At 69.2% G+C, this 24,152-nt stretch carries 11 protein-coding genes; 2 read left to right on the plus strand and 9 right to left on the minus strand.

Annotation, left to right across the window (positions count from 1 at the left end):
• Positions 1-124 precede the first annotated feature (124 nt).
• Entirely contained in the window at positions 125-11,188 is an 11,064-nt protein-coding gene (locus tag U4Y88_RS31880) for an autotransporter-associated beta strand repeat-containing protein (RefSeq protein ID WP_321788778.1), read from the minus strand.
• An 819-nt stretch (positions 11,189-12,007) separates the two neighbouring features.
• Positions 12,008-12,922 carry a LysR family transcriptional regulator gene (locus tag U4Y88_RS31885; RefSeq protein ID WP_321788779.1) on the minus strand — a complete coding sequence of 305 codons (915 nt, stop codon included), beginning with the start codon at positions 12,920-12,922 and terminating at the stop codon, positions 12,008-12,010.
• Positions 12,923-13,023: 101 nt separating this feature from the next.
• Between U4Y88_RS31885 and U4Y88_RS31890 the strand changes: the two genes are divergently transcribed.
• Together U4Y88_RS31890 and U4Y88_RS31895 are read left to right on the plus strand one after the other, a co-directional pair.
• Complete coding sequence (locus tag U4Y88_RS31890) at positions 13,024-14,079, plus strand: aldo/keto reductase (protein ID WP_321788780.1); 1,056 nt, start codon at positions 13,024-13,026, stop codon at positions 14,077-14,079.
• A gap of 10 nt (positions 14,080-14,089) precedes the next feature.
• Positions 14,090-14,512 carry an SRPBCC family protein gene (locus tag U4Y88_RS31895; protein ID WP_321788782.1) on the plus strand — a complete coding sequence of 141 codons (423 nt, stop codon included), beginning with the start codon at positions 14,090-14,092 and terminating at the stop codon, positions 14,510-14,512.
• Positions 14,513-14,636: 124 nt separating this feature from the next.
• On the opposite strand, the gene U4Y88_RS31900 is transcribed toward U4Y88_RS31895, so the two are convergent.
• The 7 genes from U4Y88_RS31900 to U4Y88_RS31930 all read right to left on the minus strand — a co-directional run bounded on the left by U4Y88_RS31900 (position 14,637) and on the right by U4Y88_RS31930 (position 24,056).
• The gene (locus tag U4Y88_RS31900; protein ID WP_405044982.1) at positions 14,637-15,752 is read right to left on the minus strand and encodes a diguanylate cyclase; all 1,116 of its coding nucleotides are present in this window, start codon (positions 15,750-15,752) and stop codon (positions 14,637-14,639) included.
• Positions 15,753-15,816: 64 nt separating this feature from the next.
• Positions 15,817-16,845, minus strand: a complete 1,029-nt coding sequence (locus tag U4Y88_RS31905; protein ID WP_224009817.1) for a chemotaxis response regulator protein-glutamate methylesterase — start codon at positions 16,843-16,845, stop codon at positions 15,817-15,819.
• Entirely contained in the window at positions 16,845-19,343 is a 2,499-nt protein-coding gene (locus tag U4Y88_RS31910; protein WP_321788784.1) for a hybrid sensor histidine kinase/response regulator, read from the minus strand. The genes U4Y88_RS31905 and U4Y88_RS31910 overlap by 1 nt, the downstream gene beginning before the upstream one ends.
• Positions 19,340-20,134: a chemotaxis protein CheW gene (locus U4Y88_RS31915; RefSeq protein WP_415774526.1), complete on the minus strand. Its 795-nt coding sequence runs from the start codon at positions 20,132-20,134 to the stop codon at positions 19,340-19,342. Before U4Y88_RS31915 ends, U4Y88_RS31910 begins: the two co-directional genes overlap by 4 nt.
• Positions 20,127-21,782 (minus strand): CheR family methyltransferase, encoded by a 1,656-nt coding sequence (locus U4Y88_RS31920; RefSeq protein WP_321788786.1) that lies wholly within the window; start codon positions 21,780-21,782, stop codon positions 20,127-20,129. The genes U4Y88_RS31915 and U4Y88_RS31920 overlap by 8 nt, the downstream gene beginning before the upstream one ends.
• The gene (locus U4Y88_RS31925) at positions 21,779-22,324 is read right to left on the minus strand and encodes a chemotaxis protein CheW (RefSeq protein WP_321788788.1); all 546 of its coding nucleotides are present in this window, start codon (positions 22,322-22,324) and stop codon (positions 21,779-21,781) included. Before U4Y88_RS31925 ends, U4Y88_RS31920 begins: the two co-directional genes overlap by 4 nt.
• A gap of 58 nt (positions 22,325-22,382) precedes the next feature.
• Positions 22,383-24,056 (minus strand): methyl-accepting chemotaxis protein, encoded by a 1,674-nt coding sequence (locus U4Y88_RS31930; RefSeq protein ID WP_321788790.1) that lies wholly within the window; start codon positions 24,054-24,056, stop codon positions 22,383-22,385.
• Positions 24,057-24,152 lie beyond the last annotated feature (96 nt).

Below are 24,152 nucleotides of genomic sequence, written 5' to 3' on the forward strand. Positions count from 1 at the left end.
GCTATCCTTTATCGATGACGTATTTATCGAACGCGTGTGCGATCGCTCGCGCTTTATGAATCGCAGATAAACACGACGTGGGGTTTTTACGTCCCCGTAGCCGCACAGGGACGCAACCAGGCGCTCAAAACCTCCACGCCAACCGTCCAGAAATCGCATTGTCATGCGACCCGCCCCCATACTGCCCGCTATACGCCACACCCAGCGTCAGATTCTTCGCGACACTCGCATCGACGCCTAATTCAACCACCGCCGTATCTCTCGCAATCGGCACCCCGGCCACTGAAAACGTCGAGCCGCCACCGTCGATAAACGCCAGCGTCGAAGTCGGCTGCGCATTCCCGAACGCATGCCGCCAGCCCGCCATCGCATGCGCGCTCACGCTCGCGAGCGGCAGTTCGCCCAGCCGCGTCGCGACCCGCAAACCCAAGGTCGAAAAACCGATATTCTCCGTATCGCCCTGGGCATGCAGCGCGCTTTGTCCGCCGCTCTCCGAAAACCCATCGGTATGCAGATTCACATACGCCAGCCCGGCAAACGGCTCGACCGCGAAACGATCGAACGGCACCGCATACCCCACCTCGCCGAACACCTGCGCGGCCTTCGCGTCGTAGTTCGCGCTGTCGTGATCGGAGAAGCCCGTGAAAGCCGGATAGCGGTCCTCGCTCACATCGTTCCAGGTGTACGCCGCGCCGAGCCGCACGCCGATCGGCCCATATTGCGCGCCGCCGTACATCGCCACGTGATACGTATCGACCGACGCCGACGAGTTCAGCCCGTTCTCCAGCGAGCTATGCGCGAAGCCGCCCGCCACGCCCACGCGCCACTGGTCGTTCAGCGCCATATCCGCGCCGCCGATGAAACCGGCCGTGGTGCGGTCGAGGCCCGCGACATTGTCGTTGCCCGCGAGACGGCTATCCGCGCCGTAACCCTGCGCCCAGACCGCGGGCTGATACGGCGTGCGGTTCGTGCACGCGCTCTGCGAGCCGCCGTGCACGCCGTCGCCCGACATCGCGCCTTGCGCAAGACGCGAATCGCAGAGCGCCGGTCCCGATGACAGCGCCGCAAGCGGCCCATCGGTCGGCGCGAGGCCCTGGCGCAAGCGGTCCGTGACGGCGTCGCGCAGATAGCGCGAATCGAGCAGTAACACGGTCTTCGCATCCGCCAACAGCTGGCCGTCGATCATGTTGAAGGCCTGGCGCGCGGTCGCGGCATCGGTGGCGAGGATCGATTGATAGAGCGCGCCCGTCGTCGAGAGCGAGGCCACCGCCGTCGCCACGCTGCTCTGGTTCGGCGTCACCGCCACCGACGTGAAGGGCTGGTCGTTGCGCGTGAGCGTCAGGTTGACGGCATTCGGCGTATAGCTCAGCGACGGCGTGAGGAACGCGAGGTTCGAGCTGACGCTCTGGAACGCGCCGTTCACGCCGCCCGCCGCCGTGAGGATCGGATACTGCGTCTGCGGCGACCAGGCGCCCTGTCCCGCGAGCACGCTCACCGCGCCGCCGTTGAGCGTCGCCGTGCCCGTCGCCGCGATCTTGCCGGCCTGGGTCGGCGTGGCCGCGACCTGGTAGTTCGATCCCGATTCGAAGGTCACGTTGCCCGCCACGTTCAGGCTCTGGCCCGGCGTGAGCGCCGCCGCGGTGCCGCCGTTCTGCACGATCAGGCCGCCGACTGTGCCGGTGCCCGTGAGCGTGCCGCCGTTCTGCACGGTGGCCGTCGAGTTGGCCGTCGAGCCGCTCACGTCGAGCGTGCCGCCCGCGACCGTGGTCGGGCCGCTATAGGTGCTGGTGCCGCCGAGCGTGAGCGTGCCGCTACCCGACTTGGTCAGCGAGCCCGCGCCCGTGAGCGCGCCCGCGTAGCTGCCGCCGCCGTTCACGGTCAGGCTCGAATCGCCGAGCGCGACGCTCGAACCCGACGCGCCGTCGAGCGAGCCGACCGTCACGGCCAGCGGCGCGCCGCCCGCCGTGCCGAGCGCGAGCGTGCCGCCGTTCACGGTCAGGCCGCCCGTGCCGAGCGCGCTGTTCGAGCCGACCGTGAGCGTGCCGTCGTTGAGCGTCGTGCCGCCGCTGTAGGTGTTCGTGCCCGTCAGCGTGAGATTGGCCGCGCCGTTCTTGACCAGCGCGCCGGTGCCGGAGACCACGCCGGACAGCAGCGTATCGGCGCTGCCGCCGATCGTCAGCGTGTCGTCGAGCACGACGGCGTTGGCGAGCGAGACCGCCGTCGAGGCGTCGAGCGTCGCGGGCGCGGCGACCGTCAGCGCGCCGGTGCCGAGCGCCGCGTCGTTGCCCGCCACGAGCGTGCCGCCTTCGAGCGTCGTGCCGCCGCTGTAGGTGTTCGCGCCCGTCAGCGTCTGCGTGCCCGCACCCGCCTTGACGATGCCGCCCGCGCCCGAGATCGTGCCGCCGTAGTCGCCGTCCGAGCCGCCGCCGAGCGTGAGCGTGTTGCCGCCCAGCGCGACGCTCGTGCCGCCGAGGCCGGAAAGCGAGCCGATCGTCGGCGTGGCCGTCGGGTCGCTGCCGCTGATGTCGAGACTCGTGCCCGCGTTGGCGAGATTCACGTTGGTCGAGTCGGAGAGCGTGCCGCCGCCCGCGAGCGCGAGCGTGCCGTCGTTGACGGTCGTCGCGCCCGTGTAGGTGCTCGTGCCCGTGAGCGTTTCGGTGCCGCTGCCCTGCTTGACGATGCCGCCGCCCGTGCCCGCGATGCCGCCCGTGAAGGTGCCGTCGGTGGCGCCGCCGAGCGTCAGCGTGTTCGCGCCGAGGTTGATCGTGCCGCCGCCGACGAGCGTGCCGAATTGCTGCTGACCGTTGCCCGCGGAGATGTCGAAGGTCGCGCCGTTCGCCACATCGACGATGCCGCTCGCCGCGAGACTCGCGTTCGCGCCGAGCGCGAGCGTGCCCGCGTTGATCGTCGTGCCGCCCGTGTAGGTGTTCGTGCCGTTGAGCGTGAGCGTGGCCGCGCCGTCTTTCGTCAATCCGCCCGCGCCGCTCAATGCGCCGTTCAGCGTGAGGTCGTTGCTGCCGAGTACCGTGAGGCCGTTGTTCAGCGTGATGTCGTTGCCGAGCGTGACGGGCGCGGTGCTGTCGAGCGTCGACGCGCCGTTCACCGTAACCGCGCCCGTCCCCAGCGCCGAGTCGTTGCCGACGACGAGACCGCCCGCGTTCAGCGTCGTGCCGCCGCTATACGTGTTTGCGCCGGTCAGCGTTTCCGTTCCCGTGCCTTGCTTGACGATGCCGCCCGTCCCCGTGATCGTGCCCGCGAGCGTCTGATCGCTCGCGTCGCCGAAGGTCAGCGAATTCGCACCGAGCGACACCGTCGTGCCATCCACGCCGCTCAATGCGCCGACGGTCTGCGCGCCCGACGCGCCGCTGATATCGAAACCCGCGCCGCTATTCGCGAGATTGACCGCGCCCGTCGAAGCCAGCGAGCCGCCCGCGCCGAGTGCCAGCGTGCCCGCATCGATCGTCGTGCCGCCCGTGTACGTGTTCGCGCCCGTGAGCGTTTCGGTGCCGCTGCCTTGCTTGACGATGCCGCCCGTGCCGTCGATGGTGCCGCCAAAGGTCTGATCGGTCGTGTCGCCGAAGGTCAGCGAATTCGCGCCGAGCGTGACCGTGCTGCCGCTCACGCCCGCCAGCGCGCCGATGGTCTGACTCGTGTCGGCGCCGCTGATATCGAATCCCGTTCCCGAGCTGGCGAGCGTGACCGCGCCCGTCGAGGCCAGCGAGCCGCCCGCGGCCAGCGCGAGCGTGCCCGCGTCGATGGTCGTGCCGCCCGTGAAGGTGTTCGCGCCCGTCAGCGTTTCGGTGCCGCTGCCCACTTTCGTCAGGCCGCCCGTGCCCGCGATGCTGCCGGTGTAGGTGCCGTCGGTGGCGCTGCCGAGCGTGAGGTCGTTCGAGCCGAGGTTGACGGTGCCGCCGCCGATCAGCGTGCCGAATTGCTGCTGGCCGTTGCCCGCCGAGAGATCGAAGGTCGCGCCGTTCGCCACATCGACGATGCCGCTCGCCGCGAGGCTCGCGTTCGCGCCCAAAGCGAGCGTGCCCGCGTTGATCGTCGTGCCGCCCGTGTAGGTGTTCGTGCCGTTGAGCGTGAGCGTGGCCGCGCCGTCTTTCGTCAGTCCGCCCGCGCCGCTCAATGCGCCGTTCAGCGTGAGGTCGTTGCTGCCGAGCACCGTGAGGCCGTCGTTGAGCGTGATGTCGTTGCCGAGCGTAACGGGCGCGGTGCTATCGAGTGTCGACGCGCCATTCACCGTGACCGCGCCAGTACCCAGCGCCGCATCGTTGCCGACGACGAGGCCGCCCGCGTTCAGCGTCGTGCCGCCGCTATACGTGTTCGCGCCGGTCAGCGTCTCCGTGCCGCTACCCTGCTTGACGATGCCGCCCGTGCCTTCGATCGTGCTGCCGACGGTCTGATTGCTCGCATCGCCGAAGGTCAGCGAATTCGCGCCGAGATTCACGGTGCTGCCCGTGGCGCCCGCCAGCGCGCCGACCGTCTGCGCGCCCGTTGCGCCGCTGATATCGAAGCCCGCGCCTGCGTTCGCGAGATTGACCGCGCCCGTCGACGCGAGCGAGCCGCCCGCGCCGAGCGAGAGCGTGCCCGCGTCGATGGTCGTGCCGCCCGTGTACGTGTTCGCGCCGGTGAGCGTTTCCGTATCCGTACCGTTCTTGACGATGCCGCCCGTTCCGCCGATCACGCCCGCGAATGTGCCATCGTTCGCACTACCGAGCGTCAGCGTGTTGCCGCCCAATGCAACCGTCGATCCGCTCACGCCATTCAATGCGCCGATGGTCGGCGCAATCGTCGAAGCGCTCACGTCGAGCGACGCCCCCGCGTTCGCCAACGTGACGTCGCTCGATGAAGACAACGTGCCGCTCCCTGAAAGCGCGAGTGTGCCGTCGTTGATCGTGGTGGTGCCGGTATAAGTATTCGCGCCCGTGAGCGTTTCCGTGCCGCGGCCCTGCTTCACGATGCCGCCCGTGCCGTTGATCGCGCCCGCGAACGTCTGATCGCTCGCGTCGCCGAAGACCAGCGCATTGCCGCCGAGCGAAATCGTCGTGCCATCGACGCCGCTCAACGCGCCGATCGTCTGCGCGCCCGTCGCGCCATTGATATCGAAGCCCGCGCCCACGCCTGCGAGCGCCACCGATCCCGTCGAAGCCAGCGAGCCGCCCGCGCCGAGCGCCAGCGTGCCCGCGTTGATCGTCGTGCCGCCCGTGTACGTGTTCGCGCCGGTGAGCGTTTCCGTATCCGTGCCGTTCTTGACTATGCCGCCCGTGCCGACGATGCTGCCCGCGAACGTGCCATCGTTCGCACTACCGAGCGTCAGCGTGTTGCCGCCCAAAGCGACCGTCGAACCGCTCACGCCATTCAACGCGCCAATCGTCGGCGCAATCGTCGAAGCGCTCACATCGAGCGACGTCCCGACATTCGCCAGCGTAACGTCGCTCGACGAAGACAACGTACCGCTCCCTGAAAGCGCCAGTGTGCCGTCGTTGATTATCGTGGTGCCTGTGTAGCTGTTCGTGCCCGTGAGCGTTTCCGTGCCGCTGCCCTGCTTGATGATGCCGCCCGTGCCGTTAATCGCGCTCGCAAGCGTCTGATCGCCCGCATCGCCGAACGCGAGCGAATTCGCGCCGAGCGACACGCTCGTGCCATCGACACCGCTCAACGCGCCGATGGTCTGCGCGCCCGACGCCCCGCTGATATCGAAGCCCGCACCCACGCCCGCGAGCGCCACCGATCCCGTCGAAGCCAGCGAACCGCCCGCGCCGAGCGCCAGCGTGCCCGCATCGATCGTCGTGCCGCCCGTGTACGCATTCGCGCCCGTGAGCGTTTCCGTGCCGCTGCCTTGCTTGACGATGCCGCCCGTGCCGGCGATGGCGCCGCCGAACGTCTCGTTGCCCGCGTCGCCGAACGTCAGCGTATTGCCCCCGAGCGTCACCGTGCTGCCGCCCGCGCCGCTCAGGCCGCCGATGGTCTGATTCGCGCCCGCCGCGCCGATATCGAAGCCCGTCCCCGCGTTGGCGAGATCGACCGCGCCCGTCGCCGCCAGCGAGCCGCCGAGGCCGAGCGCGAGCGTGCCCGCGTCGATCGTCGTGCCGCCCGTGTACGTGTTCGCGCCCGTCAGCGTCTCCGTGCCGCTGCCGATTTTCAGCAGCCCGCCCGTGCCGCCGATCGAGCCGCTGAAGGTGCCGTCGACGTCGCTGCCGAGCGTGAGCGAATTGCCGCCGAGCAGCACTGTGCCGCCGCCGATCAGCGTGCCGAACTGCTGCTGTCCGTTGCCCGCCGAAAGATCGAAGGTCGCGCCGGTCGCCACATCGACGATGCCTGTCGCCGCGAGGCTCGCGTTCGCGCCGAGCGCGAGCGTGCCCGCGTTGATGTTGGTGCCGCCGGTATAGGTGTTCGCGCCGTTGAGCGTGAGCGTGGCGAGGCCGTTCTTGGTGAGGCCGCCCGTGCCCGCGAGCACGCCGTTCAGCGTGACGTCGTTGCTGCCGACCACCGTGAGGCCGCTGTTCAGGACGAAGTCGTTGGCGAGCGTCGTGGCCGTGCTGCTGTCGAGCGTCGATGCGCCGTTCACCGTGACCGCGCCCGTCCCCAGCGCCGCATCGTTGCCGACGACGAGACCGCCCGCGTTCAGCGTCGTGCCGCCGCTATACGTGTTCGCGCCCGTGAGCGTTTCCGTCCCCGTGCCGTTCTTGACGATGCCGCCCGTGCCGTCGATCGTGCCCGCGAAGGTTTGATTCGTCGCGTCACCGAAAGTCAGCGCATTCGCGCCGAGCGTGACGGCCGTGCCGCCGACGCCGCTCAACGCGCCGATGGTCTGCGCGCCCGTCGCGCCGCTGATATCGAAACCCGCGCCCGTGCCTGCAAGATTGACCGCGCCCGTCGAAGCGAGCGAACCGCCCGCGCCGAGCGCGAGCGTGCCCGCATCGACGGTCGTGCCGCCCGTGTACGTGTTCACGCCCGTGAGCGTTTGCGTGCCGCTGCCCTGCTTGACGATGCCGCCGGTGCCGCCGATCACGCCCGCGAAAGTCTGATCGCTCGCGTCGCCGAAGGTCAGCGCATTCGCGCCGAGCGTGACGGTGCTGCCCGCGACGCCGTTCAACGCGCCGATGGTCTGCGCCCCCGACGCGCCGCTGATATCGAGGCCCGCGCCGACGCCCGCGAGACTCACCGCGCCCGTCGAAGCGAGCGAGCCGCCCGCGCCCAGCGCCAACGTTCCCGCGTCGATCGTCGTGCCGCCCGTGTAGGTGTTCGCGCCGCCGAGCGTGAGCGTGGCCGCGCCGTTCTTCGTCAGCGCGCCCGCGCCCGAGAGCACGCCGTTCAACGTGAGCGCGTTCGAGCCGCCCACGGTCAGCGTGTTGTCGAGCGTGAAGGCGTTCGCGAGCGTCGTCGCCGCGCTGCTGTCGAGCGAGGCCGGACCGGCCACCGTAACCGCGCCCGTGCCGAGCGCCGCATTGTTGCCGACGACGAGGCCGCCTGCGTTCAACGTCGTGCCGCCGCTGTATGTGTTCGCGCCCGTCAGCGTTTCGATGCCCGCGCCGTTCTTGACGAGACCGCCCGCGCCGGTAATCGTCCCCGCGAAGGTTTGATTGCTCGCATCGCCGAAAGTCAGCGTGTTCGCGCCGAGCGCGAGCGTGCTGCCCGCCACGCCCGCGAGCGCGCCGAGCGTCTGGTTGCCGCCCGCGCCGCTCAGATCGAGCGTCGCGCCCGTGCCGTTCAGCGCGACGTTGCCGCCGAGCGTCGCGCCCGCGCCGAGCGCGAGCGTGCCCGCGTTGACCGTCGTGCCGCCCGTGAAGGTGTTCGCGCCGTTGAGCGTGAGCGCGGCCGCGCCGTTCTTCGTCAGGCTGCCGGTGCCGCTCAGGCCGCTCGCGAGCGTCAGCGCGTTCGAGCCGAGTACCGTGAGCGCGCCGTTGAGCACGACGCCGTTGGCGAGTGTGATCGCGCTCGTGTTATCGAGCGAGGCCGGGCCGCCGATGGTCAGCACGCCCGAGCCGAGCGCCGACGCGTTGCCGAGCACGAGCCCGCCCGCGTTGAGCGCCGTGCCGCCGCTGTAGGTGTTCGCGCCGCTGAGCGTTTCCGTGCCGCTGCCGTTCTTGACGAGGCCGCCCGTGCCGCCGATCGTGCCCGCGAAAGTCTGATTCGACGCATCGCCGAAAGTGAGCCCGTTCGCACCGAGCGACAGCGCCGTGCCGCTCACGCCGCTCAGTGCGCCGATGGTCTGCGCCCCCGTCGCGCCGCTGATATCGAAGCCTGCGCCCGCCGTCGCGAGATTCACCGCGCCCGTCGCGGCGAGCGAGCCGCCCGCGCCGAGCGCCAGCGTGCCCGCGTTGATCGTCGTGCCGCCCGTGTAGGTGTTCGCGCCCGTGAGCGTTTCGACGCCCGCGCCCTGCTTGACGATGCCGCCCGTGCCGTTGATCGCGCCCGCGAACGCGCCGTTGGCCGCGCCGCCGAGCGTCAGCGCATTGGCGCCGAGGTTGATCGCGCTGCCCGTCACGCCGTTGAGCACGCCGATGCTGCGCGCGCCATTCGCCGCGCTGAGGTCGAGGACGCTGCCCGCGTTGGCGAGCGTGAAAGCCGCGTTCGCCGCCAGCGCGCCCGCGCCGGAGAGCGCGAGCGTGCCCGCGTTGATCGTCGTGCCGCCCGTGTAGGTGTTCGCGGCGGTGAGCGTTTCCGTGCCGCTGCCGTTCTTGACGACGCCGCCCGTGCCGCCAATCACGCCCGCGAAAGTCTGATTCGACGCATCGCCGAACGTCAGCGCGTTCGCACCGAGCGCGAGTGTCGTGCCGCTCACGCCGCTCAATGCGCCGATGGTTTGCGCGCCCGTCGCGCCGCTGATATTCAAGCCCGCGCCGCTGGTCGCGAGATTGACCGCGCCCGTCGATGCCAGCGAGCCGCCTGCGCCGAGCGCGAGCGCGCCCGCGTTGATCGTCGTGCCGCCCGTGTAGGTGTTCGCGGCCGTGAGCGTCTGCGTGCCGCCGCCTTGCTTGACGAGCCCGCCCGTCCCGCTGATGACACCCGCGAAGGTCTGGTTCGTCGCCGTGCCGAACGTCAGCGCATTCGCGCCGAGCGCGAGTGTCGTGCCGCTCACGCCGCTCAATGCGCCGATCGTCTGCGCCCCCGTCGCGCCGCTGATATCGAAGCCGGTGCCCGCGTTCGCGAGCGTGAGCGCGCCCGTCGAGGCCAGCGAGCCGCCCGCGCCGAGCGCGATCTTGCCCGCGTTGACCGTCGTGCCGCCCGTATAGGTGTTCGCGCCGCTGAGCGTCTGCGTGCCGCTGCCCTGCTTCACAAGCGCACCGGCGCCGTTGATCGCGCCCGCGAAGGTCTGATTCGTCGCATCGCCGAAGGTCAGCGTGTTCGCGCCGAGCGCGAGCGTGCTGCCCGCCACGCCCGCGAGCGCGCCGACCGTGCGCGCGCCCGTCGCGCCGCTGAGGTCGAGATTCGCGCCGCTCGCGCCCAGCGTGAGCGCGCCCGTCGACGCCAGCGCGCCCGCGCCCGAAAGCGCGAGCGTGCCCGCATTGATCGTCGTGCCGCCCGTGTAAGTGTTGACGCCCGTGAGCGTCGCCGTGCCGCTGCCTTGCTTCGTCACGCCGCCCGTGCCGCCGATCACGCCGCTGAAGGTCTGCGCGGTCGCGTCGCCGAACGTGAGGTTGCGCGTGCCGAGCACGACGTTGCCCGAACCGGACAGCGCGCCGATCGTCTGATTCGCGCCCGATCCGCTGATGTCGAGCGCCGCGCCCGTGCTCGCCAGATTGACCGCGCCGGTCGACGCCAGCGCGCCGCCCGCGCCCAGCGCGAGCGTGCCTGCGTTGATCGTCGTGCCGCCTGTGTAGGTATCGAGGCCCGTGAGCGTGACGGTGGCCGCGCCGTTCTTCACCAGCGCGCCAGTCCCGGCGATGACGCCGCTAAGCGTGGCCGCGTTGCTGCCGCCGAGCGTGAGCGTGTTCGCGCCCAGATTGATGGCGTTGCCGAGCGTGAGGCCCGCCGCGCCCGTGTCGAGCGTGGCCGCGCCGCCCACGTTGAGCGCGCCGCTGCCGAGCGCCGCCGACGTTCCCGCGACGAGCGAGCCGCCGTTCAGGTTCGTGCCGCCCGAGTACGTGTTCGTGCCCGTGAGCGTGAGCGCCGACGTGCCGCTCTTGGTCAACGCGCCGCTGCCCGAAAGCACGCCCGAGAGCGTGAACGCATTGCTGCCTTGCGCGACGAGTCCGCCCGTGCCGAGCGAAATCGTGTTCGCGATAGTCAGTCCCGCCGCCGCAGCCTCCAGCGCGCCGCCCGTCGCCGTGATCGTGCCGGTGCCGAGGCTCGCAGCGTTATCGACGATGGCCGTCGCGCCGCTCGCGAGCGTCGCGTCGAGTGCGCCCGAGGGGCCGTTGAGCGTCCACGTGCCGCTTTCGAGCGCGAGGTGATTGAAGTTGATGTAGTTCGAGAGCGTGACCTGCCCGGCCGCCGGGCCGCCCGCGACCTGCGCGAGATGCAACGTGTTGTTGCCGCCGCTGCCGCCATCGACGTAACCGGCCTGCGCGAAACCCAGATTCACGCCGACGACACCCAGCACGCCCACGGACGCGCCCGCGCCCGCCGACACCGACGAGCCCGTGTACGCATAGAAGTTGTTGGTGCTGCCCGCGCCCATCGAGACGCTGCCGATCACGCTGCCCGTGTTCTTGAAGATGTTGCCCGCCGTCGACGCCTGAAAACCCACGCGGCCCGAGATCGTGCCGTTGTTGGTGAAGTTGACCTGGCCGCCGCCGTACACCGCCGCCGTGACGCGGTCGGCGGGCGCGACCGTCACGCCCGCGATGGCGCTCGAACCAATCGTGCCGTTGTTGACGATCGTGCTCACGCCGCCCGCGCCGTTCTGCACCGCGAGCGCGAGCCCGGTGAGATTCGACAGATTGACTGTGACGAGCTGCGCGGTGCCGTTCATCGTGCCGTTGTTGGTCACGTTGATCGTGCTCGCGCTGCTGTTGCCGATCACCGTGCCGTTCGACAACACGCTCAGGATGCCTAAAAGAGAAGGATCAATAACGCCGCTGTTGTTGAAGGTGACGTTGCTGCCCGTGAGTGAAACCGCCGTGCCGCCCACGCCGAGCAGGACGCCAAAGGTACTGGTGGAATCGGCGTTAACGGTGATGTTGCTGTTCGTATTGGCATAGTTCGGCGCGAGTGGATTAGCGGCGCCGGTGCAAGACACCGTGGAACCCGCGGTCGTGCAAGTCGTCGCCTGCGCGCGGCCTGGCGCCATCAGGCATAAAAACACCGCCATCGCGGCAACAATAACGCCATATAAAACAGGCCAGTTAATTGCGCGTGGCGCGCCAATACCGTTCGATTCCCTCACGCCCTTTCCCCTTAGAAGATCGTGAATCGGCCTCTGCCTTGTTCAAGCGGTCTTGTTCAAGCATCCGCGTCGATATCCGTTTCGCGAGCGCGTGCCAATCCACCCCGCACAGGCGGCAGGCGCGAGTCGATCTGAAAGCCGATGGTTGCGCGCGCAAGCGTCAGCCATCAAGGCGACGCGCGCGGGCACGCGGCGCAAGGCGCACGGGCGCTTTGCGGGCGAACGACGATCGGCGATCGGGACGAACGGATAGCGGGCGGCGAGCGAGGAACAAGCGTGCAACGAGCCTGCAACACTCGCCGCACGAATCAGGATGGGCTGGTGCGCGGTTTCATGGAGGATGCCTCCCGGTGTATTCTCATGGATGATTTGTTCACATCATTGACTGTCATCCAGAGCATAGACAAAAGCTTGCTTACTTCAAGCTTTAAATCCAGATTTAAATGTTTTTTTGCGCACTGGATTAAAAGACGGTAAAAGCGCCAATATATAAAGCCGCGCCCTGCAAAATTGACAGGGCACGGCGTATGCGAAACGCTTGTTTATCGCGTGAAAGAACGGCTTTGAATGGCGCTGAATGACAATATGCGTGACAATATGCGCCGGTAAAAAATTCGGAGAATGCGCGGGCAATGCGAAAGCCTAACCGCCCGCGCGGGTGCAGTGTTTCAATCAGCCTGGAATTGTCGCGCCGGGCGCGCCGTTATCCAGCAACGTCGTGCGGAAGTGCTCGACGAGCGGCCGCAGATTGACCCGATGCCACGCGGCCCACAACGCCGTGCGATAGCTGAACCACGACAGCTCGCGCAGCACGACGCCGGCCGGCGCCTGATGCCGCAAGCTCTGCTGGATCATCGTTAAACCCAGTCCCGCCGCCACCAGCCCGAGCGCCGCCAGCGGCTCCGTCGCTTCGAGCGCGATCGTGGGTGTGAAGCCCGCCTTCGCGCACGCCGCGACGAAGTTGTCATGACGCAGCGCGCCTTCGGTATGCGTCACGCCAATCCACTGTTGCGCGGCCAGATCGCCGGGCGTGATCGCTTCGGCATGCGCGAGCGGATGCCCCTGCGGGATCGCGAGCAGCATGGGATCGTCGAGCACCTGCGCGGCTTCGAGATCGGGATCGTCCGCGGCGGGCGGATCGCAGACCAGCGCAACGTCGAGACTGCGCTGACGCAGCCCCGTCAACTGCTCCTCCGAATGCTGGTTGTAGAGCGCGATATGCACGTCGGGCCGCTGCGCACGCAGATGCCGCAACGCATCCGGCAACACGCCCGAATGCATCGCGTTCTCCAGATAGCCGATGCACAGCCCGCCCTCGTCGCCGCGCCCGAGCCGCCGCGCAAGCGATTCGAGCCGCTTCGCGTGCGTGAGAAACGCCTGGGTCTCGGCGAGAAACGTGCGCCCGTCGGTCGTCAAACGAATGCGCTGCTGCGAGCGCTCGAACAGCGTCAGGCCCAGGTTCTCTTCGAGCTGGGCGATCTGGCGGCTCAGCGGCGACTGCGAAATATGCAGCCGTTCGGCCGCGCGGCCCACGTGTTCTTCCTCCGCGACCGCCACGAAATAATGCAACTGGCGAATGTCCAACATATCAGACCTCTCAGGACTCAACTGTGTCGAATTATGTCTTAGACAGACTCAACTCGCCAACCTAGACTTGCCCTAACGACTCGAACACAAGGAGCAAGTCGATGAGTATCAAGGATAAATTGCCGGCGGGAACCCTTCTGGGCTTTGGCGCGGCGCCGCTGGGCAACATGTTCCGCAACATCCCCGAAGACGAGGCGCTGGCGACCGTCAAGGCCGCCTGGGACCAGGGCGTGCGTTATTTCGATACGGCCCCGCTTTACGGCGCGGGTCTCTCCGAAATGCGTCTGGGCGACGCGCTCGCCGCCTACCGTCGCGACGACTACGTGCTGAGCACGAAAGTGGGCCGCGTGATTCTCGATGAAATCGAGGACGCGAGCGCACGCGATCTCGGCGAAAAAGGCGGCGTCTTTGCATTTGGCCGTCCTAACAAAATCGTCAACGACTATACGGCCGACGCCACGCTGCGTTCGGTCGAAGACAGCCTCAAGCGCCTCAAGACCGACCGGCTCGATATCGTCTGGGTGCACGACGTTGCGCAGGACTTCTACGGCGACGAATGGCTGAGCGTATTCGAGACCGCGCGCAAAGGCGCGTTCGTCGCGCTGTCCCGTCTGCGCGACGAAGGCGTCATCAAGGCGTGGGGACTCGGCGTGAACCGCGTCGAACCGTGCGAACTGCTGCTCGATCTCGCCGAAACGAAACCCGACGGCTTCCTGCTCGCGGGCCGCTATTCGCTGCTCGATCACGAACGCGCGCTGCAACGCCTGATGCCGGCCGCCGCCGCGCAAGATGTGGAGATCGTCGCGGGCGGGCCGTATAGCTCGGGCGTGCTCGCGGGCGGCGCGAACTTCGAATATCAGAAGGCGTCGCCGGCAATTCTCGCCAGGGTCGCGAAGATCAAGGCCATCGCCGAGCGTCATCAGGTGAGCGTGAAGGCAGCCGCGCTGCAATTCGTGCTCGCCAATCCGGTGGTCGCCGCGGTGATTCCGGGCGCGAGCAAGCCCGCGCGCATCGCGGAAGATCACGCCGCCGTGAAGGAAGCGATTCCCGCCGGTTTCTGGCGCGATCTGCGCGAGCAAAACCTCGTGGCGGCGAACGCGCCGCTGCCGGGCGATGCCGATGCAAACGCCAACGCCAACGCCCACGCCAACGCATAAGGAGCGCGCCATGGCACAAGCCCAATCGTCCATCCGCATTGCCGCCAAGCCCGACGCCGTGTGGCAGTTGATCGGCGGCTTCAATTCGCTGCCCGACTGGCTGCCCTATATTCCGTCGAGCGAATTGAGCGAAGGCGGCCGCGTGCGCCGTCTCGCGACGCCGGGCGGCGACGTGATCGTCGAGCGTCTGGAAGCGTTCGATCAGCGCGCGCGCAGCTACAGTTATCCGATTCTCGAAGCGCCGTTTCCGGTCACCGCGTATCGCTCGACCTTGCAGGTGCGCGAGATCGAAGACGGCCGCGCCGCGCAGGTCGAATGGTTCGGCGAATTCACGCCCGTCGGCGTGAGCGACGCCGAGGCGAGCGCGCTGTTCGAAGGCATCTATCGCGATGGCTTGCAGGCGCTCGCGAAGGCATTCGCGGACAAAGCCTGATACGCGTGCGAGCACCTCGCGCAAACAGAAAAGCCCGCAAAATGCGGGCTTTTCTTTCATCGCAATGTCTCGTTGCCAACGCAATGAAACAAAGCAACAAAACAAAGCAACGTCAATCAACGCATCATCCGCGCCCTGCTCCGCCCGTCGAAAACACCACACGGTTGCGCCCTTCGCGCTTGGCGCGATACAGCGCGGCGTCGGCTTCCTCGATCAGCGCGGTCTCAGCGACGCCCGCCGTGGGCGTCAGCGTCGCCACGCCCACGCTGATCGTCAGATGCTCGCTCACCTTCGAGCCCACGTGCGGCAGTTGCAGCGCGGCCACGTCGCGGCGCATTTTCTCCGCGACCATGCGCGCGAACACGCTGCCCGCGCCCGGCAGCACCACGGCGAATTCCTCGCCGCCGAAACGCGCCACCAGATCGCGCGGCTGCTTCACCTCGCGGCGGATCGTCGTGGCCACGGAACGCAGCACGTTGTCGCCGGCCACGTGGCCATAGGTGTCGTTATAGGGCTTGAAGTAATCGACGTCGATCATCAGCAGCGACACCTCGGTGCTCTCGCGCTGTGCGCGGCGCCATTCCGCGCCGAGAAATTCGTCGAGATAGCGGCGGTTCGACAGCCCCGTCAAGCCATCGGAATGCGTGAGGCGGCGCAGTTCGAGATTCGCCTTCAGCAGTTCCTGCTGCGAGCGGCGCAGCGCGCGATACGCCTCGTCGCGCTGAAGCATGTTCACAAACGAGCGCGAATGGTGCTTGATGCGCGCGATCAGTTCGATGCTGTCGGGCAGCTTCACGAGGTAATCGTTCGCGCCCGCCGCGAACGCCGCGCTCTTGATCGCGGGCTCCTCCTTGGTCGAGAGCACGATGATCGGCACGTCGCGCGTGGCGTCGTTGGCGCGGTAGGCGCGCACGAGCGTGAGGCCGTCGGTGCCCGGCATCACGAGGTCCTGGAGGATCACCGTGGGGCGCACTTCCTCGGCCATGCGCACGGCCTGGTCGGGATGCGCGCAGTAGTGGAAATCGATCTCGCGCTCGGCGGCCAGCGCGCGCCGCACGGCCTCGGCGACGATCGCCTGGTCGTCGACGAGCAGCACCATCATCGGCACGTCCGCGTTCGGCAAGGGCTGCGCGAGCGCGTTGCGCACGGCGTCCAGCGCCCGTTCGAGCGAAGCCTCGTCGGGGCCGCCATCGGCCAGTGCGGACTCGGCTCCGGGTGTCGGGTTCGGCTTCTCGGTCATGATTTCGGTCGCATGAATTGGGTCGAGTCAGGCATCGATACGCGCCTCGGCTCCGGTTCTCTCGTTACTCGGGGCGCCCCGCGCCGGGCAACCCGACGCAATGGCGCAGTTCGGCGGCGATGGCGGGCAGCGGCAGGATCGCGCGCGCGGCATCGAGCGCGGCGGCCGCCTTCGGCATGCCGTAGACGGCGCTCGTCGCGGCGTCCTGGGCGATCGTGTAATAGCCCTTGGCGCGCATGGCCTTCAGGCCGATCGCGCCGTCGCGGCCCATGCCGGTCAGCAGCACGCCGATCGCGGTCCCGCGCCAGTGCTCCACCACGCTGTGAAAGAAGGTATCGACGGAAGGCCGGTACGGCGTGTCCGCCGGCTCGCGAGTGTAAGCGAGCTTGCCGACCGCTGTCATGCACAGATGGTCGTTGGTGGCCGCGAGCAGCGCCTCGCCAGGCGTGGGCCGGTCGCCCTCGTTGGCGACGCGCACCTTCAGCGTGGTCTGGCCGTCGAGCCAGTCGGCCATGCCCGCCGCGAACGACTGGTCGACGTGCTGCACGATCACGATGCCCGCGTTGAAGCCGGCCGGCAGCGCGCCGAGCACGGTCGCGAGCGCCGTGGGGCCGCCCGCCGACGCGCCGATCGCCACCAGCGGCGTGCGCGCGTCCGTGCCGACGACGCCCGCGCCCGGCGCGCGCGCCACGTCGCTCACCACGTTCACGCGGCCGATCTGTTCGATCTTCGCGAGCAGCAGGTCCATCGTGCGGCGCGCGTCCGGGCCCGCGAGCGTGGGCGTATCGACCGCGTCGAGCGCGCCCGCGCCCATCGCCTCGTACACGCGCCACGCGTTCGCGCCGACGCTGCTCGTGACGATCAGGATCGGGCACGGCGAGCGCGCCATGATGCGGCGCGTGGCTTCCACGCCGTCGAGCTTCGGCATGACGAGATCCATGAGGATCACGTCGGGCGGCTGCGCGGCGCAAAAGTCCGCGGCCTGCTCGCCGTCCTGCGCCACCCACAACACACGATGCCCCGGCCGCCTGGCGATGGCGTGACGCAACGCCTCCACGGCCAGCGGCATGTCGTTCGCGATGCCGATGTTCATCAGGTCGCCTCTCCGATCAGGTCGTTCACAGCGTCGAGCAGCGCCTCGTCGTGGAAGCTGCCCTTGGTCAGGTAATAGTCGGCGCCCGCGTCGAGACCGCGCCGGCGGTCGTCCTCGCGGTCCTTGTACGAGACGATCATCACGGGCACCGCGCGCTGCTGCGCATCGTTGCGAATCATCGTGACGAGTTCGATGCCGTCCATGCGCGGCATGTCCACGTCGGTGATGACGAGATCGAACTGGCCGTTGCGCAGCGTGTTCCAGCCGTCCATGCCGTCCACCGCCACGGTCACCGCGTAGCCGCGTTCTTCGAGCAGCTTGCGCTCCAGCTCGCGCACGGTCAAGGAGTCCTCAACGACCAGAATGCGCTTGCGTTCGCGCGCCGTGGCCTGGGCGCCGCGCGCCACGCCCGCGAGCTGCCCGTCGCGCACGAGCCGACCGACCGACGCGACGATATCCTCGACGTCGACGATCAGCGCCACCGTGCCGTCTTCGAGCAGCGACGCGGCGGCCACGTTGCGCACCTTGCCCAGGCGCGCGTCGAGCGGCTGCACCGCGAGCGTGCGCTCGCCCGCGAAGGCGTCGACGGCCACGCCGTAGAGCGCGGCTTCGTGGCCCGCGCCGTCGCCGACCAGCACGACGCTCACGTCGTCGGCGTCCGTTTCGGCGATGCCGCGGCCATCGGCGCCGAGCAGTTGACGCGCGGTCACGAGGCCCACGGGCCGTCCTTCGTAGGCGATGTGCTGCTGGCCTTCGAGCATTTCGATCGCGCTGCGCGGCACGCGCAAGGCGCGCCGCACGTGCGCGAGCGGGAACGCATAGGCCTCGCCCGCGACATCGACGATCAGGCTGCGCACCACCGACAGCGTGAGCGGCAATTGCAGCACGAAGCGCGTGCCACGCCCCGCCGCGCTTTCGATGCGCACCGTGCCGTGCACGGCCTTGGCGAAATTCTGCACGGCGTCCAGACCCACGCCGCGCCCGGACACATCGGTGACGCGCTCGCGCATCGTGAAGCCAGGCAGCAGCAGGAAGTCGAGCAACTCCGGCTCGGACATCACCGCCACGGCCTCGGCCTGCGCGAGCCCGCGCGCGACGATCGCGCGTTTGAGCGCGTCGAGATCGACGCCCGCGCCGTCGTCGGCCACGGCGATCAGCAGCTTGCCCGCGCTATGACGCGCTTCGAGCGTGAGGCGCGCTTCCTCGGGCTTGCCCGCGCGCGCACGCGTGGCCGGGTCTTCGATGCCGTGATCGAGCGCGTTGCGCAGCAGATGGCCGAGCGGCGCGTCGAGCAGTTCGAGGATGTCGCGATCGACCTGAGTGGTTTCGCCATCGACGACGAAACGCACGCGCTTGCCGAGCGAACGCGCGAGGTCGCGCACCATGCGCGGCCAGGCGTGGGCCGCGTCGCCGAACGGACGCATGCGGCATTGCAGGGCTTCGTCGTAGAGACGCTGTGCGAGCTGGGTGCCGCGCCGGTCGATGCGGTCGAGGTCGTCGAAACGTTCGGCGAGCTGGCGTTCGAGCGCGCCGAGCGCCGCGCGCACGTCGGCGAGCGAGGCGCGCGCGTCGGCGTCGAGCGTGTCGCCGTGGCGTTCGTGGAACTGGCCGAGCGCGGCCAGCACGCCGTTCTGCGCGCGGCGCACGCGCAGCAGGCCGTCGGCGAACGGACGAATGCGGCGCGACTCCACCAGCGACTCGCCCGCGAGCCCGAGCAGCCGGTCGAGCGTGCCCGCGCGCACGCGCAGCATGCGGTGGCTTTCGTGGGGCGCGCCTGACGCTGCATTCGATGCCGATGACGACGGCGACGGCGACGCGGTTTCTATCGATGCCGTGTTCGTTATGGCGTGTGCTGCATCGGGCGGCGTGGGCGCCTGTTCATCCGCGTGTTCGGCTTGCGTCGCTTGCGTCGCTTGCGTCGCTTGCGTCGCTTGCGTCGATTGCAGCGCCGCGATGCTCGCCGCCAGCAGCGCTTCCGCATCGCCGGGCGCGGCGGCCTTCCGCGCTTGCGCCTCTTGCGCTTCTTGCGTTCCTCGCGTTTCGGTTTGCGGCACGTTCGAAGCCCGCGGCTCCGGCTGAACCTGCGCCGCGCCCACGAGCCGCGTCACGAACGCCTCGACCGCGTCGCGCGCGAGCGGCGGCGCATTCGGGTCGCCCGCCGCGAGCAGCATGTCGATGCCGACCAGCAGCGCGTCGATGTGCGCCGCGCCGATCGTCAGCACGTCATGCTGAGCCGCGACGAAGCAATCCTCCATCGCACTCGCCACCTCCACCGCCTCGGGCAGCCCGACGATGCGCGCCGCGCCCTTGAGCGAGTGCGTCGCGCGCATGCAGGCTTCGAGCGTGGACGCATCCGTGGGCGCCGCTTCGAGCGCGAGCAGACCGGCGGACAGCGTGCGCGTCTGCGTCTGCGCTTCCTCGTGAAAGAGGTCGAGCAGCGAGCGCCGGCTCAGGTCGTCGGCGCTGTCGTTGTTCGGATCGTCGTGGTGGCCGCTCATCGCAGACTCCTCGCAAGCGCGCCGAACAGCGCGTCGGGTTCGAGCACGCCCACCGAGCGGCCGCGCCACACGAACACGCCGCGCACGTGACGGCCCGCCGCGTGTGCGAGCGTGGCGGGCGCGGGCAGCAGTTCCTCCGCGCCGAACCACGCGACACCGTCGACATCGTCGACGGGAAACGCCGTGGTCTCGCCGCCCCATTCCGTCACGAGCAGACGGGGCGTGGCCGCGCGCGCCGCGGTTGCCGACGTCGTCGCCGATGCGCTGGCGTCGATATGCAGCAACTCCGCCAGCGACGCCGCGAGCGTGAGCACGCCGCGCACGTTCACGACGCCCAGCACGGCCGGGCTGCGCCGATGCGGCAACGAATGCACGGGCCGCGATTCGCCCACGTAGCGCAGCGCCTGCGCAGGCAGCGCGAGCCATTCCGCGCCGACGCGGAACACCAGCGAGCCGGTCTGCCCTGCGCTACTGCGCGACGCATGATTATTTCGCAATCCCGATGATTCGCCCTGCCGATGACTGTCGCGTACATCGCGTACATCGCGTACATCGCGTACATCGCGCACATCGTCGCGCAGATCGTGCCGCGCGGGCCGGTCGAGCATGCGCGCGGCCGCCTGTTCGAACACGGGGCAATTGAGGCAGCGTATGTATTCCGCGAGCTTCGGACACGAGTTGTCGCCGAGCACGCCGATGCTTTTCCAGCAGGCGTCGAACGGCACGCGCTGCGACGCGTCTTGCGGCGCGTTCAGATCGTCCACATCGTCCATCGCGTGTGCTTCACGCATCGGCGTCTCCTCGGCCCGGCGCGCGCTGCGCGGCGCGTTCGGCGCGGCGCATCAGGCGGCGCGCGCCCTCGGCGTCGCCTTGCACTTCGAGCAGCGCGGCCAGATGCGTGAGCGCTTCGTAATGACCGGGTTCCAGATAAACCGCCTTGCGATAGTGTTCCTGGGCGAGCGCGCCGTTGCCTTGCGCGTCGGCGATCAGACCGAGCAGATACCACGTCTGCGCATCGTGCGGCGCGGCCTGGGCGGCCTGGGTCGCGAGGCGAAGCGCGTCGTCGAGCGCGCCCGCGTCGGCCAGACGCTGGGCCTCGCGCAAGGCCGCCTCGGGCGTCGGCGCGCTCGGCTGCGTGCGCGTCGCGAGCGCGGAAAACGATGCCAGCGGCGCGGCGTTTTTGGATGGCGCGTTCGCGGGCGGCAAACCGCTGACCGGCGCACCCGCGCGTGCCGTCAACGACAACGCTCCGGCTCCGCCCGGCACCACGCCGACGATCCCGGCCGCGCGCGCGGGCGGCGCGGCGTGCAGCGGACGCAGCGCGGCCGGCGGCACCGCGCCGGGCGCGCTCGCGACCGGCGCACGCGCGCTCGCCGTCATGGCCGCGCCCGGCAGACAGCCCACCGCCAGCGACGACGCCAGCGCCTCCGAGCCCGCCGCCTCGCCCTCGGCGCGCGTCGTGTCGGGCGCGCGAAAACCAAACGCGAGCGGGATATACGCCGACTGGAATTCGTGGCGCATCATCAGCCCGGTCTCGGCGGGGCCGACGAAGATCATGCCGCCATCGGCGAGACGCCCGCGCAGCAGACCGATCGCGCGGTCCTGCGCGGCGCGGTCGAAATAGATCAGCACGTTGCGGCAGAAGATGAAGTCGTAGCGCACCGGATGCGCCGCGAGCCATTCGAACAGATTCGCGCACTCGAAATGCACGGCGCGGCGCACGCTGTCCGCGAGCCGCCAGCCGTCCGGGCCCGCGTGGAAATAGCGCTCGCGAAACGACAGCGCATCGCCGCGAAACGCATTGCGTCCGTACACGGCGTGCGCGGCAGCCTCGATCGAAGCGGCGCTGATGTCGAGCGCATCGATGCCGAACTGCGCGGGCGAAAGCCCGGCGTCGAGCAGCGCCATCGCCGCCGAATACGGCTCCTCGCCCGTCGAGCACGGCACGCTGAGCACGCGCAGCACCTCGCCCGGACGCTTCGCCAGATGCTCGGCGCCGATGCGCGCGAGCGCCATGAAGGCCTCGCGTTCGCGGAAGAACCAGGTTTCGGGCACGACCAGCGCGTCGATCAGCGCCTGGCGTTCGGCGGGCGCGGTCGTCAGGTAAGTCCAGTAGGCGTCGCGCACTTTTTCGGGCAGCGCGAGGCCGCCTTCCCATTGCGCGGGAACGGGCGCGGGCGTGTGCGTGTGCGACGCGCGATCCTTGCCGTGATGCGAGGTCCGATGCGCGCCGTGATGGGTTCCGTGATGCGCGCTGTGATGAACTGCGTGATCCGGCGCGGAAACGTCACTGCCCTCGCTGGCCGCCAGCATCGACGCGATCATCGCCGCCGCGCGCGACGCCACCGCACGCGCGAGTGCGTGCGAGCCGAGCGATTCGGCGTCGATGCCGGTCTCGTCGAGCAGCCACGTCGCGAAGCGCGGATCGGTGGCCTTCATCGCGCAAACTCGCCGGGAGTGGCCGCGCCGCGCCACGAAGGCGGATCGGGAAACAGCAGCGCGCGCACGCGTGCGTCGAGCAGCTGATCGACCTTCACCCATTGCACGAAGCCGTGCGCGTCGCCGGCCACGGGGCCGAGCCAGCGCGCCTCGGGCGTGGCGATGCCGCCTTCGGCGAAGGCTTCGGCGGCGATCGTCTGGGTGCGCGTCGCGCTTTCGAGCAGCAGCGCGAGGCAGCGCGGCGAGGTATCGACGCCCGACGTATCGGCACTCGACCTATCGACGCCCGACGCAGCGATCGCACCGTCACGGTCGTTCACCAGCACGAGCCGCGTCGACATCAGCGCGCGCGACGGCCGCCCGAGCGCCAGCATCGCCAGATCGACGACCGGCACCGGCGCGCCGTCGTGGTCGATCACGCCCGCGATATACGGTGGCGTGCCCGCGAACGCGCGCACCGGCTGCAGCGGCAGCACGCGCACGATCTCGCGCGCGTCGAGCGCGTAGCGTTCGCCATCCAGCTCGAAGACGAGAAAGAGCATCGCGGCTCCGGTCAGCGGCGCGCTGTCGTGGGCATCGTCGCGTGCGTCGTCATGGGCATCACGCCTCGATCCTGAAACGCGACACGCCCGTGCGCAGCTCGTTCGCCACGAGCGTCAGATTGTCGATCGCCTGCGACGACTGGCGCAGCGACTCCGCCGTCTGCTGCGCGGCCTCGGACAACTGGATCAGCGCCTGGGTGATCTGCTCGGCGCTGGTGGCCTGCGCCTGCATGCCGTCGTTGACGACCTGGAAGCGCGGCGCGAGCGTCTGCACCGCGCCGATGATCTGCGAAAGCTGCGCGCCCACCTGCTGCACGTCGTGCATGCCGCGGCGCACTTCCTCCGCGAACTTGTCCATGCCCATCACGCCCGCCGAGACCGCCGACTGGATCTCCTTGACGGTCTGCTCGATGTCGTAGGTCGCCACCGCCGTCTGATCGGCCAGACGGCGGATCTCGGTCGCCACCACGGCAAAGCCGCGGCCGTATTCGCCGGCCTTCTCGGCCTCGATCGCCGCGTTCAGCGAGAGCAGATTGGTCTGATCCGCGACCTTGGTGATGGTCGCCACGACCTGGTTGATGCTCACGGCCTTCTCGTTGAGGATCGCGAGCTTGGCGTTCACCGAGCCCGCCGCTTCCATCACGCTGCGCATGGTGTCCTCCATGTGCGTGAGGCCGCTCTGGCTCGTCGTGGCGAGCGCCGCCGACTGCTCGGCCACGGTCGCCACCTCGCCCATCGTGCGCACGAGGTCGCGCGCCGTGGCGAAAATTTCGCGCGAGGTCGCGCCGATCTCGGTCGTGGTCGCCGCCGTCTCGCTCGCGGTCGCCTGCTGCTCCTTCGAGGTCGCGGCCACTTCGGCCACCGAGGTCGTCACCTGCAGCGACGACTTCTGCGCCTGCGCGACGAGGCTCGCGAGTTCGTCGCTCATGCGGTTGAAGCCGTCCTCCAGCACGCCGAATTCGTCCTGGCGTCCCAGTTCCAGACGCTGCGAAAGATTGCCCATGCGCATCGCATCGTGCACTTCGACGAGCCGCCCCATCGGCCGCGTGATCGCGCGATAGAGCAGATAGCCGGTCCCGAGCGAGGCCAGCAGCACGATGCCGAGCGCCGTGGCGAGCGTGATTTCGGTGCCGGTGACCGAGCTGCGGATCGCGAGCGCGGACTCGTCGGCGCGCTTGCGGTTCTCGTCGACGACCGCGTTGGCCGCGTCGATCACCTCGCGCCAGGTGCCGTCGAGCTGCACGAACTGCGCCTGCGCGGCGGCGCGCTGCGTGGGCAGCTCGCGCACGATCGCCATCAATTGCGGCAGATAGCGGCCGTAGGCGTCGCGAAAACGCTGGAAGCGCGCGCGGTCGTCGGCGCTGAACACCGAGGCCTCGTAATGCCCGGCGTTCTGCTCGGTCTGATTGACGGCCGCCGGCAGTTGCGCGAGCGCGCGCGCCACGCCGGCCGGATCGGTTTCCACGAAGGCGGCGCGCTCGACGAGCGTGTAAGTCTGGTTGGCGGAGGCGCGCAACGAAGTCGCATAGAACAGGCCCGGCACGGAATCGTGCGTGAGGCTGAGGGCTTCGTCGTCGATGGCGCGCAGGCGCTCCCACGAGATCGCGGCCGTGGCGAGCATCAGCACGAACAGCAGGCCGAAACTCACGACGATGCGTGTCCCGAGTGTGTAGCGACCCTGGGTCTGGCGCGGCAGGCCGGCTGAGCCGGAACGGGGCATGGCTGTGCTCATTAGGCTTGGGCTTTTCCGGTTGGCGGCGAGAGGCGGCGTTTGCCGGACGCGCAAGGTGCGCGAGCGTACAGACGCCCCGGCGAAGGCCCGTCACAC

Origin of the sequence: Paraburkholderia sp. J94 (genome assembly GCF_905220285.1) — a bacterium.
In the GTDB taxonomy this organism is placed as follows: Bacteria; Pseudomonadota; Gammaproteobacteria; order Burkholderiales; family Burkholderiaceae; genus Paraburkholderia; species Paraburkholderia tropica_A.